19 protein-coding genes and 2 tRNA genes are annotated in these 18,461 nt (G+C 41.8%); 13 read left to right on the forward strand and 8 right to left on the reverse strand.

Annotation, left to right across the window (positions count from 1 at the left end):
• The first annotated feature begins 25 nt into the window (after positions 1–25).
• Positions 26–1,642 carry a sulfate adenylyltransferase subunit CysN gene (cysN, locus tag F995_RS07845; RefSeq protein ID WP_004646302.1) on the forward strand — a complete coding sequence of 539 codons (1,617 nt, stop codon included), beginning with the start codon at positions 26–28 and terminating at the stop codon, positions 1,640–1,642.
• A 141-nt stretch (positions 1,643–1,783) separates the two neighbouring features.
• Positions 1,784–2,059, forward strand: coding sequence for a hypothetical protein (locus F995_RS07850; protein ID WP_034605933.1), 276 nt, complete (start codon positions 1,784–1,786; stop codon positions 2,057–2,059).
• A gap of 69 nt (positions 2,060–2,128) precedes the next feature.
• On the opposite strand, the gene F995_RS07855 is transcribed toward F995_RS07850, so the two are convergent.
• Entirely contained in the window at positions 2,129–2,473 is a 345-nt protein-coding gene (locus tag F995_RS07855; protein ID WP_004646305.1) for a thioredoxin family protein, read from the reverse strand.
• 130 nt (positions 2,474–2,603) lie between these two features.
• On the opposite strand from F995_RS07855, the gene F995_RS07860 reads away from it, so the two are divergent.
• The 3 genes from F995_RS07860 to F995_RS07865 all read left to right on the forward strand — a co-directional run bounded on the left by F995_RS07860 (position 2,604) and on the right by F995_RS07865 (position 5,071).
• The gene (locus F995_RS07860; RefSeq protein ID WP_004646306.1) at positions 2,604–3,596 is read left to right on the forward strand and encodes an NAD(P)H-quinone oxidoreductase; all 993 of its coding nucleotides are present in this window, start codon (positions 2,604–2,606) and stop codon (positions 3,594–3,596) included.
• A gap of 215 nt (positions 3,597–3,811) precedes the next feature.
• Complete coding sequence (locus tag F995_RS16315; protein WP_004646307.1) at positions 3,812–4,015, forward strand: hypothetical protein; 204 nt, start codon at positions 3,812–3,814, stop codon at positions 4,013–4,015.
• 153 nt (positions 4,016–4,168) lie between these two features.
• Entirely contained in the window at positions 4,169–5,071 is a 903-nt protein-coding gene (locus tag F995_RS07865) for a helix-turn-helix transcriptional regulator (protein WP_004646308.1), read from the forward strand.
• 151 nt (positions 5,072–5,222) lie between these two features.
• Here F995_RS07865 and F995_RS07870 read toward each other — a convergent pair.
• Both F995_RS07870 and F995_RS07875 read right to left on the reverse strand, forming a co-directional pair.
• Positions 5,223–5,308, reverse strand: a tRNA-Leu gene (locus tag F995_RS07870).
• A 10-nt stretch (positions 5,309–5,318) separates the two neighbouring features.
• A tRNA-Cys gene (locus F995_RS07875) sits at positions 5,319–5,392 on the reverse strand.
• A gap of 153 nt (positions 5,393–5,545) precedes the next feature.
• Between F995_RS07875 and folD the strand changes: the two genes are divergently transcribed.
• Both folD and F995_RS07885 read left to right on the forward strand, forming a co-directional pair.
• Positions 5,546–6,394 carry a bifunctional methylenetetrahydrofolate dehydrogenase/methenyltetrahydrofolate cyclohydrolase FolD gene (gene folD, locus F995_RS07880; RefSeq protein WP_004646309.1) on the forward strand — a complete coding sequence of 283 codons (849 nt, stop codon included), beginning with the start codon at positions 5,546–5,548 and terminating at the stop codon, positions 6,392–6,394.
• A 135-nt stretch (positions 6,395–6,529) separates the two neighbouring features.
• Entirely contained in the window at positions 6,530–7,198 is a 669-nt protein-coding gene (locus F995_RS07885; RefSeq protein WP_004646310.1) for a class I SAM-dependent methyltransferase, read from the forward strand.
• A 73-nt stretch (positions 7,199–7,271) separates the two neighbouring features.
• On the opposite strand, the gene F995_RS07890 is transcribed toward F995_RS07885, so the two are convergent.
• Both F995_RS07890 and F995_RS07895 read right to left on the reverse strand, forming a co-directional pair.
• Positions 7,272–7,694: a hypothetical protein gene (locus F995_RS07890; protein WP_004646311.1), complete on the reverse strand. Its 423-nt coding sequence runs from the start codon at positions 7,692–7,694 to the stop codon at positions 7,272–7,274.
• Positions 7,695–7,828: 134 nt separating this feature from the next.
• Positions 7,829–9,658, reverse strand: a complete 1,830-nt coding sequence (locus F995_RS07895; RefSeq protein ID WP_004279470.1) for a phosphoenolpyruvate carboxykinase (GTP) — start codon at positions 9,656–9,658, stop codon at positions 7,829–7,831.
• A gap of 417 nt (positions 9,659–10,075) precedes the next feature.
• Here F995_RS07895 and F995_RS07900 point away from each other — a divergent pair, with 417 nt between their 5' ends.
• From F995_RS07900 to groL, 4 genes are all read left to right on the forward strand, one after another.
• Positions 10,076–11,014, forward strand: a complete 939-nt coding sequence (locus F995_RS07900; RefSeq protein WP_034606170.1) for a diacylglycerol/lipid kinase family protein — start codon at positions 10,076–10,078, stop codon at positions 11,012–11,014.
• The gene (locus tag F995_RS07905) at positions 10,995–11,771 is read left to right on the forward strand and encodes a metallophosphoesterase family protein (protein ID WP_004646314.1); all 777 of its coding nucleotides are present in this window, start codon (positions 10,995–10,997) and stop codon (positions 11,769–11,771) included. The genes F995_RS07900 and F995_RS07905 overlap by 20 nt, the downstream gene beginning before the upstream one ends.
• Positions 11,772–11,939: 168 nt before the next feature.
• Entirely contained in the window at positions 11,940–12,230 is a 291-nt protein-coding gene (locus F995_RS07910) for a co-chaperone GroES (protein ID WP_004646315.1), read from the forward strand.
• Positions 12,231–12,300: 70 nt separating this feature from the next.
• Entirely contained in the window at positions 12,301–13,935 is a 1,635-nt protein-coding gene (gene groL, locus F995_RS07915) for a chaperonin GroEL (RefSeq protein WP_004279474.1), read from the forward strand.
• Positions 13,936–14,001: 66 nt separating this feature from the next.
• Here groL and F995_RS07920 read toward each other — a convergent pair whose 3' ends face one another.
• Entirely contained in the window at positions 14,002–14,496 is a 495-nt protein-coding gene (locus F995_RS07920; RefSeq protein ID WP_004646316.1) for a copper resistance protein NlpE, read from the reverse strand.
• A 227-nt stretch (positions 14,497–14,723) separates the two neighbouring features.
• Between F995_RS07920 and F995_RS07925 the strand changes: the two genes are divergently transcribed.
• A complete protein-coding gene (locus F995_RS07925) occupies positions 14,724–15,878 on the forward strand; it encodes a LuxR C-terminal-related transcriptional regulator (protein ID WP_004646317.1) in 1,155 nt (384 codons plus the stop codon).
• Positions 15,879–15,916: 38 nt separating this feature from the next.
• Here F995_RS07925 and F995_RS07930 read toward each other — a convergent pair whose 3' ends face one another.
• Positions 15,917–17,083: a hypothetical protein gene (locus F995_RS07930; RefSeq protein ID WP_004646319.1), complete on the reverse strand. Its 1,167-nt coding sequence runs from the start codon at positions 17,081–17,083 to the stop codon at positions 15,917–15,919.
• Between the two features lie 362 nt (positions 17,084–17,445).
• Between F995_RS07930 and F995_RS07935 the strand changes: the two genes are divergently transcribed.
• A complete protein-coding gene (locus tag F995_RS07935) occupies positions 17,446–17,994 on the forward strand; it encodes a 1-acyl-sn-glycerol-3-phosphate acyltransferase (protein ID WP_005246937.1) in 549 nt (182 codons plus the stop codon).
• A gap of 69 nt (positions 17,995–18,063) precedes the next feature.
• Here the strand turns inward: F995_RS07935 and F995_RS07940 are convergent, their stop codons facing one another.
• Positions 18,064–18,390, reverse strand: a complete 327-nt coding sequence (locus F995_RS07940) for a hypothetical protein (RefSeq protein ID WP_004646321.1) — start codon at positions 18,388–18,390, stop codon at positions 18,064–18,066.
• Between the last annotated feature and the right edge of the window lie 71 nt (positions 18,391–18,461).

Raw genomic sequence — 18,461 nt, forward strand, 5'->3', positions numbered from 1 at the left:
TAAAGAATATGTGGAGCTTTGAGCGATGTCTCATCAATCTGATTTAATCAGCCAAGATATCTTGGGCTATCTGAAACAACATGAAAATAAAGACCTGTTGCGTTTCCTGACTTGCGGTAACGTGGACGATGGTAAATCGACGTTAATCGGTCGTCTGCTGTACGATTCAAAATTGATTTATGAAGATCAATTACAGGCTGTGACCCGTGACTCGAAAAAAGTCGGTACGACTGGCGATGCACCTGACTTGGCGCTTCTGGTCGATGGTTTACAAGCAGAGCGTGAGCAAGGCATTACCATTGATGTAGCATATCGTTATTTCTCGACAGAAAAACGTAAATTCATCATCGCGGATACGCCGGGACACGAACAGTACACCCGTAACATGGCAACAGGTGCGTCGACGTGTGATCTTGCGATCATTTTGATTGATGCGCGTTATGGTGTGCAAACCCAGACGCGTCGTCATACCTTTATTGCGAGTTTGCTCGGGATCAAGAACATCATTGTTGCGATCAACAAGATGGACTTGGTGGAATTCTCTGAAACACGTTTCAATGAAATCCAAGCTGAATATGCGGCATTCGTTGCACAATTGGGCGATCGTAAACCAAGCAATATCATCTTTACGCCTATTTCTGCATTGAATGGCGATAACGTGGTGAACAAGTCAGCCAATACGCCATGGTACACTGGTGAAACGCTGATGGGTACACTTGAATCGGTGGAAATTAACCGTAGTTCAGCGAAGCAGGATTTCCGTTTCCCTGTGCAATACGTGAACCGTCCAAACCTCGACTTCCGTGGTTTCTGCGGTACGATCGCACTTGGCGATATCAATGTTGGTGATACCGTAACAGCTTTGCCTTCTGGTAAATCATCGACTGTTAAAGAAATTGTCACTTTTGATGGCAATCTTGAGCATGCAGTTGCAGGTCAGGCAGTGACTTTAACGCTTAACGATGAAATTGATATTTCACGTGGTAACGTGTTAATTCGTGCGGATCAAGCTGTTCCAAATATTTCCCGTTCAGTTCAAGCGACTGTTGTGTGGATGGCAGATCAACCACTTGTACTGGGTAAGCTGTACAACATCAAGATTGGTACGCAAACCGTTCCGGCAAAAGTAACGGCGATTCATTACCGTACCAACGTCAACACATTGGAAAAAGTTCAGGTAGATAAGCTTGAGCTGAATGCAATTGCCAATGTAACTGTTGAATTTGATGCACCAGTAGTCTTTGACCGTTATCAAGACAGCCGTTTCACCGGTTCGTTTATCTTCATCGATCGTTTGAATAACGTGACGATTGGTGCGGGTATGGTGGAAGAATCAGTTGAATGGTCTGCACACGATGAGCCTGTTACTGCGGAATCACGTGCGGCACGTTTGGGTCAAAAACCTGCTGCGGTGACTGTATCTGGTAAAGCTTTGGAAAATGCTCAGGCGCTAGAAAGCTTGCTGATTCAGCAAGGGATCGTTGCTATTGCTAAAGCAGGTTTGAATGCGGAGCAGGTTGCACTGGTTCGTGAAACTGGTGTGGTTGTGATTACCGATGCTGCTGAAGGTACAGACACGACTTTAACTGCTGAAGCAGTTGAAGAACTTGCTGAGAAGATTGTGGAATTGGTTCGTCTTTAAGACTGGACTGATTTGAAGAAACCCGCTGAAAAGCGGGTTTTTTATTGCCTAAATTTTGATTGCATGAAAATCATTCGATTAGTCAAAATGTGATCTTTCAATTTACTAGTCAATTAATACAATACTCCCTAGATTTGGGGAATATATGAAAAATTAATATTGCTGGCTGGCTTGTGTGTGGCTTTTGGAGCTGAAGCCAAACAGAGCAGCCAAAGCGTTGAAGCAATCAAGCAAAAAATAATCCAGCAGTCGATTGAGAATTATCCGGGAAATTGTCCGTGTCCTTACAATACTGCAAGTAATGGTAGTCGTTGTGGTAAGCGTAGTGCTTATAATCGTGCAGGCGGATATGCGCCGCTGTGTTATCCGGAAGATGTGAGTGATCGAATGGTAAAGGAATATAAAGGGCGTAGTTAATTAAAGGCTCCGTATTTAGATAGTGAGCTAAAAGAAATATTTTTGTTAGATTTGGCTTCACATGGGTAATTATTCATAAGAATCATTGAGGACTAAGGCCAGAATTGCTTTCATTTCAGTTAAACTTTTCACGCCTGCAATCCTTTTAATAATTTCTCCATTTCTAAAAATAAGCGTAGAAGGCAAACCATAGGCATTATAGCGCAAGGTTAAAATCGGAGACTGATCCACATTGATCTTGCCAAATTTAACTTCAGGATTTACCTCAGCATAGTATGTCGCCAGTTCGGCAAAGACCGGAAAATTCTGAACACAGGGCTTGCACCAGTCTGCATAAAAGCGAATCACGGCAAAACCTTCAAACCACTCAAAATCACTGTAATTGTTTTCGTTATATTCGATCACTTGGGTCATGGTTGGCCTATTATCAATTTCCTGAATAGTCCCCCGATTATACATAAGTCCGATGTAGCTTCATTCCTCATGCTAACTATGTTCAAATAAGTCCAAGATATATGAAATGCATAGATTAGGGAAAGAAATCATGTCGCAACAAACCATGCAGCAAGTCATTATTACAGAACCAGGTGGTGTCGATAAACTCGCTTATGAAACGGTGACTTTACCTGAACCTAAAGCAGATGAAGTTCTGGTGAAAGTTCATGCCTTTGGTATTAACCGTCCAGATATCCTGCAGCGTCAAGGCTTATATCCGATGCCGAAAGGGGTAACGCCAGTTCCTGGCCTGGAAGTGGCAGGTGAGGTGGTTGCGATTGGTAGTGATGTAAGTCAGTTTAAAGTTGGTGATCAAGTCTGTGGTTTGACCAATGGTGGCGGTTATGCTGAATATTGCGTCATACCTGAAAGCCAGACCTTGAATATTCCTGAAGGCGTAAGTTTTGTACAGGCAGCGGCCATTCCTGAAACTTTCTTTACTGTATGGGCGAACGTGTTCCAGATGGGTAAGGCCAAAGCAGGGGAAACTGTACTGGTACATGGTGGAACGAGCGGGATTGGTACGACTGCTTTAATGTTATGTAAATCACTCGGAATCAAAACTTTTGCAACTGTCGGTTCAGATGAAAAAGTTGCGGCTATTTCTGATTTAACCACGGCTATTAATTATAAAACTCAGGACTTTGAGCAAGTTATTAATGAAGCCACTGACAATGGTGGTGTCGATGTCATTTTAGATATGGTCGGTGCACCATATTTAGAGCGTAATTTGAATTTGTTGCGCCGTGATGGACGTCTGGTCTATATCGCTTTCTTGGGTGGTGCCAAGGCCAAAGAAGTCAAACTGGGTCAAATCATGATGAAACGTCTGACCATTACCGGTTCGACCATGCGTGCACGCAGCACGGCTGAAAAAGCGGAAATTGCACAAGGCCTGAAAGAGCAGATTGCACCATTGTGGGCAAAAGGCGAATGTCTCCCGATGATCTATAAAACGTTTAAGTTCGATCAGATTCAGGATGCCCATGCCACAATGGATACTGGAGAGCATGTGGGTAAAGTTGTAGTTGAAATTATTTAATACGAGATAAGTGATTCAAAAAAAGCCAGTAATTTTACTGGCTTTTTTTAATTTTAAGTAAAATATTATTACAAATAAATATATAAAATCTTGAATAAAAATTAAAAAATGTTAACTGTTCGACACAACCTGTCAATTATGACACGTAAATTGCATGTATAGATAATTCCGACCAAATGGTTAAACATTCACATGAATGTGAGAGGGAAAATAAGATGAAAATTATTTCAACAGCATATAGTTCAAAACATAGTTTAAGAGCATTACGACGTATTCATAAAATGATTATTCGCGGAACCATCAGCTGGGTAGAGTTACATAAAATGTATCGGGCGATGCTGCATCTGGAGCGTTATATAGAAAGATTAACAATACAAAATCGTCATTCAAGCAAGAAAGCATCCAGAAAATCCAAATAAGATCTTGTATGTTTAGGGTGAATAAAGGGTCAAGATCTGATGCAAAAAAATATCTTAGACTTTGTCCTAATATTATTCATTGATCGGCATTCAGTATAATCATTCAACATCTAGCGATAAATAAGTACATGAGAATGTATTAAGTGGGGATTTATGAAGCGCCCAGCTTCAACACATGAGCGTCTTGCAGAGCGTTTAGCCAGAATTTTGACCAAATTAAACGTCGGATATCAACTCCGGGCTGCAGAGCTAGCTGCAGAATTTCAGGTCAGCACCCGCACCATTGAGCGTGATTTTGATCGTCTAGGCTCTTACTTACCCTTACTTCAAGATGAACAGAAACGATATTATCTGGAACCCTCTTATTTAGGGCGCTTTAAATTGCAGGATATCCAGACCTTTGCCCAGCTTTCGGGGATCAGTGAGCTGTATCCGGCGCTGGATATGTCTTTTATGCGTGAATTGCTGGATGAGCGGGCAAATCAGGTATTTTCGGCAAAAGGCTATTATTTTGAAGATGCCAAACAGTTTGCCGAGCATTTCAAGTTGCTTGCAAGCGCAATCTATAAACGTCAGCAGGTTGAGTTGCAATATTCAGATCAATTGCGAATCATTAAGCCTTATCGCTTGATTCACCATCATGGTATCTGGTATCTGGTGGGTGTAGATCAGGACAAGTTGCGCACCTATCGCTTAAGTCAGGTGCAACAACTCAAGCTGGTTTCTGAGGTGGAGAGCTTTGCGCATGATCCTGAAATACTAAAAATACTGGTAGATGAAGACAGCATCTGGTTTGGGCAGCAAAAGCAGCAAGTCTTAATCAAGGTACAACCTGAAGTCGCGATCTTTTTTAAAGAGCGCCGTTTATTTCCAGAACAGCAGATCGAGCAGGAAACAGGGACTGGAGAGTTAGTGATTAGTTGCCAGATTCGTCACGAAATGCAGTTATTGCCTTTGGTGCGTTACTGGTTACCTTATGTGAAAATTATTGAGCCGATTCATTTCCAGCAAAAACTGGAACAGGATTTGCAAGGATATTTACGTTCTGCTGGATGATATTGAGAAAGCAGAGCAGGAGGGCCTGATTAATGATGACACTTTAAATGGGAATTTAATTTACTTATTTTTTGACTAACTAAATTACAGACATAAAAAAACCAGCTTTCGCTGGGTTCTTTATTTGCACCATCTTTCTATAGTAGAAGAATGGTGCCCGAGGCCAGACTCGAACTGGCACGCTTTGTGGGCGGGGGATTTTAAATCCCCTGTGTCTACCGATTTCACCACTCGGGCTTTAACAAGATGGAGGCGGAGGTCGGAATCGAACCGGCGTCCACGGAGTTGCAGTCCGCTGCATGACCACTCTGCCACCCCGCCGCGTCTTGTTGATGCGTATATTAGCAAGCTCAGAAAAAAAAACAATAGTGTATTCATCTGTATGCGCATAAAAACATCATCTGGCGGAAAATATTTAAATTATTCATGTAGAATGTGCAAAATTGATTCATATCAACACTTGGGAGAAGTGCCGTGGCATTAGTTCTAGACGGTCGTGCATTGGCGAAGCAAATTGAAGCTGACTTGTTTACTCGCGTAGAAGCGCTGAAAGCAAAATCAGGTCGTACTCCAATTCTTGCGACGATTTTGGTAGGTGACGATGGTGCATCTGCAACTTATGTTCGCATGAAAGGCAATGCCTGCCGCCGTGTTGGTATGGATTCACTCAAAGTGGAACTTCCTAAAGAAACCACAACTGAAGAATTATTGGCTGAAATTGAAAAATTAAATGCAAATCCTGATGTGCACGGTATTCTGCTTCAGCACCCGGTTCCTGCGCAAATTGATGAGCGTGCCTGTTTCGATGCAATCTCGCTTGAAAAAGACGTAGATGGTGTCACTTGCCTGGGCTATGGTCGTATGGCAATGGGTGAGGCAGCCTATGGTTCAGCGACGCCTGCGGGTATTATGACTATCCTGAAAGAGAACAACATTGAAATCGCTGGTAAACATGCGGTAGTTGTAGGTCGTTCTGCAATTTTGGGTAAACCAATGGCTGCGATGCTGCTAGAAGCGAATGCAACCGTAACCATTTGCCACTCACGTACTCAAGATCTTGCTAGCTTCGTTAAGCAAGCAGATATCATTGTTGGTGCGGTAGGTAAAGCAGAATTAATTCAAAAAGACTGGATCAAACAAGGTGCAGTGGTTGTTGATGCTGGTTTCCATCCACGTGATGGCGGTGGTGTTGGTGATATCCAACTTGTTGGCATTGAAGAAATTGCTTCTGCTTACACACCAGTTCCGGGTGGTGTAGGTCCAATGACGATTACCACTTTAATCCGTCAAACGGTTGAAGCTGCTGAAAAAGCTTTAGGTTAATCAAATCCTCCCTAACCCTCCTTTTTAAAAGGAGGGAACTCTGATCACTATTTTTGGATGGAGTTTCCCCCTCTTTTTTAAAGAGGGGCTAGGGGAGATTCTTCAAAGACATTAATACTAATTAAAAGAAATCTAATGAGCTGCACCTTCCGACTCCCTCAAGCCCCAGAACATCTACTAAAAGCCTTGCATGATGTGATTCCACACTGTGAGCTACATGCACAGCAATTGCCGGATACACCCATTTCCCTGTGGCTGATTCCGCCAATATTCCCAACAGATAAGCTGGATGATGAGGTGATTCGTCGCATTTGGAATGATACACCATACTGGATCTTTTGCTGGGCCTCAGGCTTGGCGATGGCGCAGTGGCTATTGGCAGAGCCGCATCATGTTAAAGACAAAGTAGTTTTGGATTTTGGGGCGGGATCGGGCGTAGTTGCCATTGCGGCGAAAATGGCAGGTGCAAAACGTGTGATCTGCTGTGATATCGATCAAGTTAGTCTAGATGCGTGTCGTGCCAATGCAGAGCTAAATGATGTCGAGCTTGAATATCTGGATGACCTATATAAGGCAGAGAAAGTGGATATTTTATTAGCCGCAGATGTGCTCTATGATCAATGTAACCGTTTCTTCCTGGATGAGTTTTTAAAATTTGCACCTGAGGTGTGGGTTGCAGACAGTCGGGTAAAAAACTTTAGTCATCCTCAATATGAAAAACTGGATGAGCGTAGTGCGACGACCTGGCCGGATTTGGATGAATCGCCCGAATTTCGTAATGTCAGTTTCTATAAAACACGTTAATTTTAAAAAATCAAAAAGGGCACTAGGCCCTTTTTGATTGTCTTACTCTGATTAAGTAACTAAGTATCAGATATTAAGAACAGGTATAACGAATAACCCGCATGGTCGTAGGGCGGGCTTCTAAAGCTTCGCGTGCACCCGGGTTCTCGCTATTATGTAAATCAGGCGTATTGCTCAAGCTGATTTGCGTGCGGCTATTACCCAGTTGGCGGCCATAGTTTTCCTGTTCCGCAGTTGGATTGGAAATTTCATTGGTGCTTAAAATCTGGATGTTGTAAGTTTTGGAATTTCCTAATACGTGTCTGCAAGCGGCTTGCAAGCGATTTTCATCCTGGCTTGGTCGTCCTGAGAGGGTGTAGCTCAAGGTTGCTGTATTGCCTGAACGTTCCAGAATTTCATAGCCACTTTGTCCATTGAATTGATGGGGTGTGGTCTGACATGCACTCAGTACGAAACTGCTCGCAGCCATAGCCAAAATTACTGTTGTTCTTTTCATATTTATAGTTCCTGAAGTCTTGGCTTAAGTATGCCATATTTTGCTTAAACTGCTGCTCTGGTCAATTGTGATCAATTGTTTAAACAGCCAATAAAAAAGGCCGCTTACGCGACCTTTTTTAATTAAATCAGCAATTAAGCAGATTTAACCGCAGCAATAAGTTCTGCTTGACGAGTTTTTAACGCTTCCGGTAAACGCTCACCTAACTTATCGAACAATTCAGTATGGCTTTCAAGCTCTTTGATCCATTGATCTTTGTCTTGAGAAGTTACTAGGTCAAACTGTTCTTTAGTGAAGTCAGAACCAGTCCAGTTCAGCTGTTCGTAAGTAGGAACTAGGCCGATTGGTGTTTCAACAGCATCAGCACGACCTTCACAACGGTCAATGATCCACTCAAGAACACGCATGTTTTGACCGAAACCAGGCCATACGAAGTTGCCTTCAGCATCACGACGGAACCAGTTCACGTTGTAGATACCTGGAAGTTTGTTGCCAGCAGCAGCAGCTTTCGCACCCACTTGCTCACCCATTTCTAACCAGTGCGTGAAGTAATCTGCCATGTTGTAGCCCGCGAATGGAAGCATCGCGAACGGGTCACGACGAACAACACCTTGTTGACCAACAGCAGCAGCAGTTGTTTCAGAGCCCATCGTTGCAGCTTTGTAAACACCGTCAACCCAGTCAAATGCTTCTGAAATTAGAGGCACAGTGTCTGCACGGCGACCACCGAAGATGAACGCAGAAATTGGCACGCCAGCTGGATTTTCCCAGTCAGCGTCAATAGAAGGGCATTGACCAGCTGCAACTGTGAAACGAGCATTTGGATGCGCTGCTTTTTCTTCGCCAGTGTGTGGTTGACCTTTCCAGTTAGTCAAGTTGGCAGGCGCTTCTTTAGTCAGACCTTCCCACCATACTTCACCGTTGTCAGTCACAGCGACGTTTGTATAAATCACGTCTTTGTGCATGGTTGCCATACAGTTCGGGTTGGTCTTGGTGTTGGTACCAGGCGCTACACCGAAGAAGCCAGCTTCAGGGTTGATTGCATATAAGCGACCGTCTTCACCTGGTTTGATCCAAGCAATATCGTCACCTACAGTTTCAATCTTCCAGCCTTCATAGCCTGCTGGTGGAATCAACATAGCGAAGTTTGTTTTACCACATGCAGATGGGAATGCAGCTGCGATGTAGTGTTTTTCGCCTTGTGGATTGGTCACGCCAAGGATCAGCATGTGTTCAGCTAACCAGCCTTGTTGACGACCCATAAATGATGCAATACGTAATGCCAGGCATTTTTTACCCAACAATGCGTTACCGCCATAACCAGAACCATAAGACCAGATCTCACGAGTTTCTGGGTAATGCACGATGTATTTTTCTTTGTTGCAAGGCCATGCAACATCTTTTTCGCCGTTCGCAAGCGGAGCACCTACAGTGTGTACGCAAGGAACGTATTCACCGTCAGTACCAAGAACGTCATAAACAGCTTTACCCATACGAGCCATTTTAGACATGCTTACTGCAACGTAAGGAGAGTCAGTTAACTCGATACCGATATGAGCGATATGAGAACCCAATGGACCCATTGAGAATGGAACCACATAAAGTGTACGACCTGCCATTGAACCGTCAAATAAACCGTTCAATTTTTCGCGCATGACAGCAGGTGCTTCCCAGTTGTTGGTCGCGCCAGCATCGTCTTTGTTTTCAGAACAGATGTAAGTACGATCTTCAACACGTGCTACGTCAGAAGGATCAGAATTTGCAAGATAAGAACCAGGATGAGTTTCTTGATTCAGCGCTTGCATTGTGCCGTTAGCGATCATCAAGTCGATATAACGTTGATATTCTTCTGCGCTACCGTCACACCATTCAATTTTTGCTGGTTTTGTTAATTTAGCAATCTCTTCCACCCAAGCAATAAGCTTAGGGTGACGAACGAATTCTGGTGCGTTCACTTGGGTCATGGTGAGGCCTATCTCAAATGTGTACAAATTAGATGTACAAAGTACAATCCGAGCAATAAAAAATATCGCCCAGATGAAATATGAAAAAAAGTGGCTGTATTAAAGCATAAAATGATAAAAAAAATAAGACCAAAGAAGTGCTAGATTTCTTTTGGAATATAATGCTATTTTATTTATAAATATAAGTAAAACAACAAGATAAAACTAAATATTTGAATTATTGATTCTATTTATTTAAATGATGAATGGTATTTATTTTAAAAATTAATATTAAAATCATTATCTTAATTTTATAAGATCTCTAATATTCATTATTGATTAAATAAATGGTTGCCATTTGAATTTTACATAAAGCCACTGTTAATTGTCTATGAATTGGACAAAATGCCAATAGGCTTCAATGAAATTGCGCGAAAAATGTCTAATCAATCTAAACCCTTATCGCTGATTTTTAATCATAAAGCTGGTTTTCGCATACAGGGGCCAGAAGGCATTTATGAACAGCTGATCGATATATTTTCAGCGCAGGGTTATCAAACTAAAGCTTATGAAATCAATGATTCACAGCAATTTGATAAAATTATGACTGAGGTGCTTGAACAGCATTTGGCATCTAGCGAGTCAGGAATCATCGTTGCGGCAGGCGGAGATGGCACTTTAAATACAGTCGCCAAACATGTGTTGAATACGCAAATTCCTGTCGGTATTTTGCCTTTAGGGACTTTTAACTATGTGGCGAGATTATTGGGGATTCCGCTGGATTTGCTTGAAGCGGCAAAAGTGATTGCGACAGGACAGCCACAACGTATGAATGTTGCTCGTATCAATCAGGAAATTTATCTGAATAATGCCAGTTTAGGTCTATATCCTTTATTTATTAAAAAACGTGAAGACTATAATCGTATTTTTGGTCGCTTACCGCTACATGCCTATACTTCTGCACTGGATGTTTTAATTCGCGACCGTAAAGAATTAAAACTAAAAATCTGGGTGGATCAAAAGAAATATCCGGTAAAAACACCACTGATTTTTTTTGGCAATAATCCCTTGCAACTGGCGGATATGAAAATGCGCATTGCAGAAGCGGCTGAAAAAGGCAAAGTGGCGGGAGTTGTAGTTTCTAAAAGTGATAAGCTTACTTTATTTAAGCTAGTGTATCAGCTGATTCGTGGCAAGATTGACCAGGCATCGGATGTTTATAGTTTTGCAGCCGATCAAGTTCGAATCGAATCCCGAGCCAAGAAACTGATGGTAGCGATTGATGGGGAAATTGTGGAAATGGCCCCGCCACTCAATATTTCTGTATTAAAAGATAGCCTAAACGTAATGGTGCCACATGATCCTGCATCTGTCTGATCTGCATTTTGGAACAGAGAAGCCGGAGTGTTTAGAAGCGATTCGGCATTTCTGTCAGACCCATCCACTTGAAGCCGTCGTCATCAGTGGTGACCTGACTCAGCGCGCACGTTTGGGTCAATTCTTTGCCTGCAAAAAATTTTTAGATCAGCTCAATACGCCTTATATGGTGATCCCGGGGAATCATGATATTCCGCTCTATCATTTGTGGAATCGGCTTTTCAATCCATTTACCCGTTACCAGATTTTTTTTGGTGAATTGGAGCCAATATTTGAAACTGAAAATTTTTATCTGATTGGGGTGAATTCGATCCGACGTCGATATCATACCAAAGGGCATTTATCCCTTGAGCAGATTCAGCGTATTGACCTGACGCTGGCGCAGGCACCTGCGTCCAAATTAAAAATCATTGTCAGCCATCAGCCTTTTTATGTGCCTTTTCAAAATAAGCGCGGTTTCAAAGACAGCCCATTGATGGCCAAAATTGCTTTAGAGGCTTGGGCAGAGCATGGTCTGTTTGCGGTGTTGCATGGGCATCTGCATCAACCGGCGATTTATGATTTGAATCAGATGTTCGGATTGGGGATGGATCATCCTGTATATGATGTACATGCAGGTACTTCTGCGTCAAATCGTCTACATAAAGATGAACCGAACAGCTTTAATCTGATTGATGCCACAGGAAAAATTTCTCAATATTTATTCGATGAAGTGGCACAAGCCTTTATGTTGAAGGCTGATCTGCCGAATAAATAGACGAAAACCTATGATTCGTTAAAAAAAACCAATTTTTTTTCATTTTTGCCCTTGAAGCGTTTTATTCCATCTCCATAAAAGTGACATCAAAAATTTTTGATGATGACCCATGGAATAATTAAGTCGTCATCAGTGACCTAAAAAAGACTTAGTCTGATGGAGTTATTTATGAGCAACATTCGTCCATTACATGACCGCGTTGTTATTCGTCGTGTTGAAGAAGAAACTAAAACAGCTGGGGGCATTTTACTTCCAGGTTCGGCTGCTGAAAAACCTGCTCAAGGTGAAATCATTGCAGTTGGTAATGGTCAAATCACTGACAATGGCGTACGCGCGTTAGACGTAAAAGTTGGCGACAAAGTATTGTTCGGTACTTATGCAGGCACTACTGTAAAAGTAAACGGCGAAGAGCTTTTAATCATGAAAGAATCTGACATTTTAGCGGTATTAGAAGCTTAATCTGCGCTAAAAAAGTTTTATTCATTCCAAATCAGATTTTGTAAAGATACAACAATATTCGGAGTCAAATATGTCAGCTAAAGACGTAAAATTTGGTGATTCAGCTCGTTCAAAAATGATTGCTGGTGTAAACACCCTTGCAGATGCAGTAAAGGTTACTTTGGGTCCTAAGGGCCGTAACGTTGTTATCGACCGTTCTTTTGGTGCACCGCACATCACTAAAGATGGTGTCACTGTTGCCAAAGAAATTACGCTGAAAGACAAGTTCGAGAACATGGGTGCTCAACTGGTTCGTGAAGTTTCTTCAAAAACCAATGACATCGCAGGTGATGGTACAACGACTGCAACTGTATTGGCACAAGCAATTTTGAATGAAGGCATCAAGTCAGTAACAGCGGGTATGAACCCAATGGACTTGAAACGCGGTATCGATATTGCGGTACGTTCTGTAGTTGAAAACATCAAGGCAACTGCAAAACCAGCATCAGACTCTAAAGCGATTGAACAAGTAGGTTCGATCTCTGCTAACTCTGATACGACTGTAGGTCAGCTGATTGCGCAAGCAATGGAAAAAGTGGGCAAAGAAGGCGTGATCACGGTTGAAGAAGGTTCAGGCTTCGAAGATTCGCTTGACGTAGTTGAAGGCATGCAGTTCGACCGCGGTTATATTTCTCCGTACTTCGCGAACAAGCAAGATACTTTAACAGCTGAACTTGAAAATCCATTCATTCTTCTTGTTGATAAGAAAATCAGCAATATTCGTGAATTGATTACAGTACTTGAAGCTGTTGCTAAAACTGGCAAACCGCTTTTAATCATTTCTGAAGATGTTGAAGGCGAAGCGCTTGCGACGCTTGTTGTCAACAACATGCGCGGTATTATCAAAGTATGTGCGGTGAAAGCACCTGGTTTTGGTGATCGTCGTAAAGCTATGCTTCAAGACATCGCGATCTTGACTGGCGGTACTGTGATTTCTGAAGAAATCGGCATGCAGCTGGATCAAACGACGCTTGATCACTTGGGTACAGCACATAAAGTAACTGTATCTAAAGAAAATACTGTAATTGTAGATGGTGCTGGTAATGCTGGCCAAATCGCTGACCGTGTACAGCAAATCCGTGCACAGATCGAAGAATCTACTTCAGAATATGACAAAGAAAAACTTCAAGAGCGTGTAGCGAAACTTGCTGGCGGTGTTGCTGTCATCAAAATCGGTGCTGCAACTGAAGTTGCAATGAAAGAGAAAAAAGACCGTGTAGATGACGCGCTTCATGCGACTCGCGCTGCAGTTGAAGAAGGTGTCGTTGCGGGTGGTGGTGTTGCACTAGTACGTGCTGCATCTGCACTTGAAGGCGTAACAGGCGCGAATGATGACCAAAACGTAGGTATCAACATTCTTCGTCGTGCGATTGAAGCACCGCTTCGTCAAATCGTATCTAACGCAGGTGATGAGCCTTCTGTAGTGATCAACGCTGTGAAGAATGGCGAAGGTAACTTCGGTTATAACGCTGCAACTGGCGAATATGGCGATATGCTGGAAATGGGTATTCTTGACCCTGCTAAAGTAACGCGTTCTGCACTTGAGCACGCCGCTTCTGTTGCTGGCTTGATGCTGACCACTGAATGCATGATCACTGAAATCCCAGAAGACAAACCTGCAATGCCTGATATGGGTGGCATGGGTGGTATGGGCGGCATGATGTAATTCATCATCCGAGCATTTCATAAAAAATCCCCGCAATAGCGGGGATTTTTTTATGCGTTTACAAAATTATGATGCGGACTTTTTAACTAATTTATAATTTAAATTACTGTCGATTTTTTTACCTGATTTCATCTCGCGTGCTTCAACAAAATTTTCACCAACAAAGAATTTACGGTTTTCAGCTTTGTTATCTAATGTGATGATTGAAGGATCTTGAGGGTCAAAACTGAAACTACCTTTAGTTTCCGTCTCATTATTTCCAGCTTTACCTAAATATTCCTCATTTAGCTCATAGGTTTTATCCGGATTGAGATCTAGCTCGACCTTAATCCCTTCACAGTCAGCACAAGGAAAAACACCTTCGTATTCACCTGCCCAATCTAGCGAGGTTTCTGCGCTATCAGCACGGTTCACACTGGTATCCGCGTTATTTTGCTCCATCATGGCTGGGCTGGATTGAGCATTATTATTCATCGGCTCATTATCATTGGGCTTTGAACAGGCGGTTAAAGCTCCTGCAAGAACGACTGCTATCGCACCAGTAAGCGTTAATTTTTTCATTGTTTTGACCCTATTAAATTATTTGTTATGAATTACATTAAAAGTAGTCAGTACAGATAAATAGGGCAATCTTGTTAAAGTTTGATTCATTAGGTGAATCAGGCCAGAGTTATTGATAAGTGAACAGGATTTAAGAATTTTTAGCCAAGTTTAAAGTCACTTTATGCTGTTTCGTTAACCAATTCTGAACGCTATGATTAGAAAATAATGATAATGCGGAGGGGATAATGAAATTAGAACAAGAAAATAATCTGATTGCAAAAATTTATGATGCTGCTGTATTGCCATCTTTGTGGCTGGACGTGATCAAAGATATCGTGAGCTATACTAAAAGTAAGAGTGCAATTTTTACCGGTCTGGATCAGCTTAATCCAGGCTATGATTTTGTTTACACTCATAATATCCCTAATGAAAGTTTGGCCGCTTATCGAGATGAGCGTATCCGAGTGATTGATATGAAACTGCATATGCCATTATGGAATGCGATCGAGATGGGCGATGCATTGAGTCATAACTGTCAGCACTATGCAGAACAGCCGGGTACGGATCACTATGTGTTCTATGAGAAGTGTTTAAAGCCTGGCGGTGTATCTTATCTGGCGGGCGTATTGCTGGATCGGGGAAATTATCGTTGGGCAGTACTGGGTATTCATCGTGCACCTGAAGTACAGCCTTTTGAACAGCCTGAGCTGGATTTTCCAAGACGTATCAGTATTCATTTACGCCGGGCTTTGCAAATTCACCGGCAAATCAACTTGATTCAACAAGATAATTTAAGCTTGTATACGGTATTGGATAGTTTAAAAACTGGGATTGTACTGCTCGATCAAAACCTGTGTTTAAGTTATTCCAATCCTGTTGCGCAAAAGATGCTTGATCAAAGTTCATGTCTGGATCTGGATATACATAACCGTCTAAAAACCAATTATGCTCAGCAGATACGTTTTGATCAGCTATTAGAAAGTGCTTTGCTGGAAGATACGACCATTCAGACTGAAGTGGGTGGAGTCTTGGCGTTGAGTGATGGGGCAGGCTCGCAATTCATGCTGACGGTGGTGCCATTTAAGAAATTAAGAAATATGCAACATTTACAGTCTGCTCAGCATCAGATTGCCTTATTTATGACAGATAAAAACCAGTATTATTCCCTGTCAAGAACTTACCTACAACAGTGTTACCAGCTTTCCAAAAGAGAGTTTGATTTATGTGAGTTATTAATTAATGGTTATAAAATAGAAGATATTGCAGAACAGTGTGGCATTACGCTGAGTTCGGTGCGGACTTATTTTAAAAATATTTATGAAAAAACCCAATGTTGTTCGCAAATCGAACTGATGCATTTATTGATGGGCTGTACCATTCAATTTGAACATATTGATTAAACCGGCTTGAATTTCATATTCAAGCCGGTTTATGTGGGTTATTTAACACGTTGTAAAGTTACAGGATCTTCACCTTGCGGATGTAAGATAAGATTGTTGTTAGATATATTGATGTTTGCAATTGTCTTACCGCCATTTGAACTATCTTGTAATCCACCACACTCATTGGTATCGAATAATACCTCGGTTGTGGTGAGAGTATTTGCTGACAATGTATATTTGCCATATTCAATTCCTGGCCAACCACAGTCATCTCCACCTTCAGTGTCTAGGAAGAAATAATAGTTGTTATCGAAGAAAGCAAATAGGTGCGTTTCATTGAGTCGCCACGTGCCGACGAGACTATTAGACTGCTTAACTCGATTTAAACGGTATTCAGTACTAACGCCGGGTTCAGTAAGAATTAATTGAGTTCCATTAAAGTTTAAAGAATAAGGTTTATTCTCGGCAGGATGTGAAAGTCCCCATTCACCATTGGTGTCATGTAGGATTTCCGGTTCAATCACGGTTGTTGTTGCATTCCATTTTAAGCGGCCCATTTCAATGCCTGCTTGACCACTCTCATCTTTTGCTTCTGCTTCACCTAGTGCATAGCGTCCATCTTCCAGAATGTGAATCAACACAGCAGTGTTATCGGTACGGTTAATCTCCCACGTACCGGCAATATCTTTGTAGAAGGTCGCTTGGAAGTTTTCTGAAGCTTTTTCTGGTGTTATCAACTGATCTGGTGTGATGGCTGTTTTGGTGACAACTTCATTTACGAAGTCGGTGGTACTTTGGTTAAAATTAAGCTTTACAGCAGTGAAGGCTGTTTTAGTGTCATCACTAATCTGAATGCCATCGCTATGATCACCTTTTCCATCTAAGGATTGTAAAAAAACCATAAGGTTGATACGCGCATTTTCACTTTCGACTAAATCTAATGGTGTGATACGCTCCTTTGCTTCAATTTCATCACCGAGTTGTACACCCCCAATAAAGAATTTTACTTTTTCATCATCATTAAATTTAAATTCTCCTTTTTCGTTGGTAACTCCTGTTGCACCACTACTTGTGACATAGCGTACTCCAGAAATCACAGCATCCGTCAGCACCCCTGTCTGGGTTCCAATATTACTTGCAGGAGGTGTACTTGAGTTATCATCCGAACCGCCGCAGGCACTAAGTAACCCCGCTAAAGCAAGGCAAAGTAAAGTTTTTTTCATTAGAATCTTCCTGAAATTTATAATGTGGATACAGTATAAAAAGACCCCCATATTTGCCATATCCCAAAATTAGGAGGTCAAGAGCTTTTTAATGCATGAATTCTTTAAATTGGAAAGAAATTCCTATTTATATGGGGAAGCAATCTGAACTATCCGTAAATTGATGTGTGAGATAAGTTGAAGGCGGTAAAAATAATCAACTATTCATTTAAAAATTCTAATTATACAAATATAGATTAATTGTTTATTTATTGCTCATAGAACACTATCTATATTTGTCTAGGTTGCTAAAATTCGCGCAATTTTGAATAGAATTGGTGCGTGACGTGTTTGAGAAGTTAGCAGAACAAAGCCTGAACCTGATGGGTTGGGAAATTGATAACCATTGGCCCCTAGATTTAGACCAATGTGTCATGATTGCTGCTCCTCATACCAGTAATTGGGATGCATTGTATGCACGTCTGGCCTTAAAAGCATTAGGCGTGAATGTTCGCTTAACCATTAAAGACAGTTACATGAAATTGCCATTTGGGCCTTTTGTGCGTGCTATGGGCGGTATCGGGATTGATCGCCGTCCTAAACAGCCGGGTGAGCCTCGTCCGAGCATGGTTCAGCTGATGACAGACTTATTCAAGACTCATCCTAAACTGGTCATGCTGGTCACGCCAGAAGCAACGCGTGCAAAGCAGGAACAGTGGAAGACAGGTTTTTATCATGTAGCGATTAATGCAGGTGTGCCGATTGCATTGGCCTATATGGACTATGCCAAGAAGAAAACTGGCGTAGGTAAAATCGTTTATCCGACAGGGGATTATGAAAAAGATATGGCGGAAATCATGGCATTTTATGCAGAGATTCAGCCAAAATTCCCTGAATGCTTTAGTGTAGATCAGCGTTATTATCAGAATTAAAACTGAATTGAAAAAGCAGGAAAATTCTCCTGCTTTTTTATTGCCTAATAATCATGAAGATTGACAGACTTAAGATGCATGTTCAGAAGCGGGCAAAATTCCACCCAGATTTTGGCAGGCATCTTTATACAGATCATATTGCTGTTCTACTACTTCATGCAGTGGCAGGTCAAACAGCTCTTCACCCTGATGATATTGCTTGATATAAGATTCGACCTTTGATTTGCTGCTATACAACATCTGCTGATAATAGTCGGTCATACTGTTATGTGGCATTTGGGCGGTATCTACCTTGACACAATGGAAATTTTGCAGTAATTGTTCTGATTTTTTCAAATCGCTGGACATACAACCTGCCAGTAGCAAGGTACTGAGCAATGTCGTGATAAATTTCATGGAAAGTAGACTAAAGGCTTTATGGGAGCGCACTATTGTAGAAGTAAAACCCGGTCACAAAACCTTTTTAA

The sequence above is a fragment of the Acinetobacter sp. CIP A162 genome (assembly GCF_000367905.1).
Lineage (GTDB): Bacteria > Pseudomonadota > Gammaproteobacteria > Pseudomonadales > Moraxellaceae > Acinetobacter > Acinetobacter lwoffii.

Bases quoted from the DNA above. Each gene is read 5' to 3' on its own strand.
- cysN (WP_004646302.1), top strand. From the start codon at position 26: ATGTCTCATCAATCTGATTTAATCAGCCAAGATATCTTGGGCTATCTG.
- F995_RS07930 (WP_004646319.1), bottom strand. From the start codon at position 17,083: ATGAAAAAAACTTTACTTTGCCTTGCTTTAGCGGGGTTACTTAGTGCC.
- F995_RS07935 (WP_005246937.1), top strand. From the start codon at position 17,446: ATGGGTTGGGAAATTGATAACCATTGGCCCCTAGATTTAGACCAATGT.
- F995_RS07865 (WP_004646308.1), top strand. From the start codon at position 4,169: ATGAAGCGCCCAGCTTCAACACATGAGCGTCTTGCAGAGCGTTTAGCC.
- F995_RS07885 (WP_004646310.1), top strand. From the start codon at position 6,530: ATGAGCTGCACCTTCCGACTCCCTCAAGCCCCAGAACATCTACTAAAA.
- groL (WP_004279474.1), top strand. From the start codon at position 12,301: ATGTCAGCTAAAGACGTAAAATTTGGTGATTCAGCTCGTTCAAAAATG.
- F995_RS07855 (WP_004646305.1), bottom strand. From the start codon at position 2,473: ATGACCCAAGTGATCGAATATAACGAAAACAATTACAGTGATTTTGAG.
- F995_RS07925 (WP_004646317.1), top strand. From the start codon at position 14,724: ATGAAATTAGAACAAGAAAATAATCTGATTGCAAAAATTTATGATGCT.
- F995_RS07940 (WP_004646321.1), bottom strand. From the start codon at position 18,390: ATGAAATTTATCACGACATTGCTCAGTACCTTGCTACTGGCAGGTTGT.
- F995_RS07905 (WP_004646314.1), top strand. From the start codon at position 10,995: ATGATCCTGCATCTGTCTGATCTGCATTTTGGAACAGAGAAGCCGGAG.
- F995_RS07910 (WP_004646315.1), top strand. From the start codon at position 11,940: ATGAGCAACATTCGTCCATTACATGACCGCGTTGTTATTCGTCGTGTT.
- F995_RS07890 (WP_004646311.1), bottom strand. From the start codon at position 7,694: ATGAAAAGAACAACAGTAATTTTGGCTATGGCTGCGAGCAGTTTCGTA.
- F995_RS07920 (WP_004646316.1), bottom strand. From the start codon at position 14,496: ATGAAAAAATTAACGCTTACTGGTGCGATAGCAGTCGTTCTTGCAGGA.
- F995_RS16315 (WP_004646307.1), top strand. From the start codon at position 3,812: ATGAAAATTATTTCAACAGCATATAGTTCAAAACATAGTTTAAGAGCA.
- F995_RS07900 (WP_034606170.1), top strand. From the start codon at position 10,076: ATGTCTAATCAATCTAAACCCTTATCGCTGATTTTTAATCATAAAGCT.
- F995_RS07860 (WP_004646306.1), top strand. From the start codon at position 2,604: ATGTCGCAACAAACCATGCAGCAAGTCATTATTACAGAACCAGGTGGT.
- F995_RS07895 (WP_004279470.1), bottom strand. From the start codon at position 9,658: ATGACCCAAGTGAACGCACCAGAATTCGTTCGTCACCCTAAGCTTATT.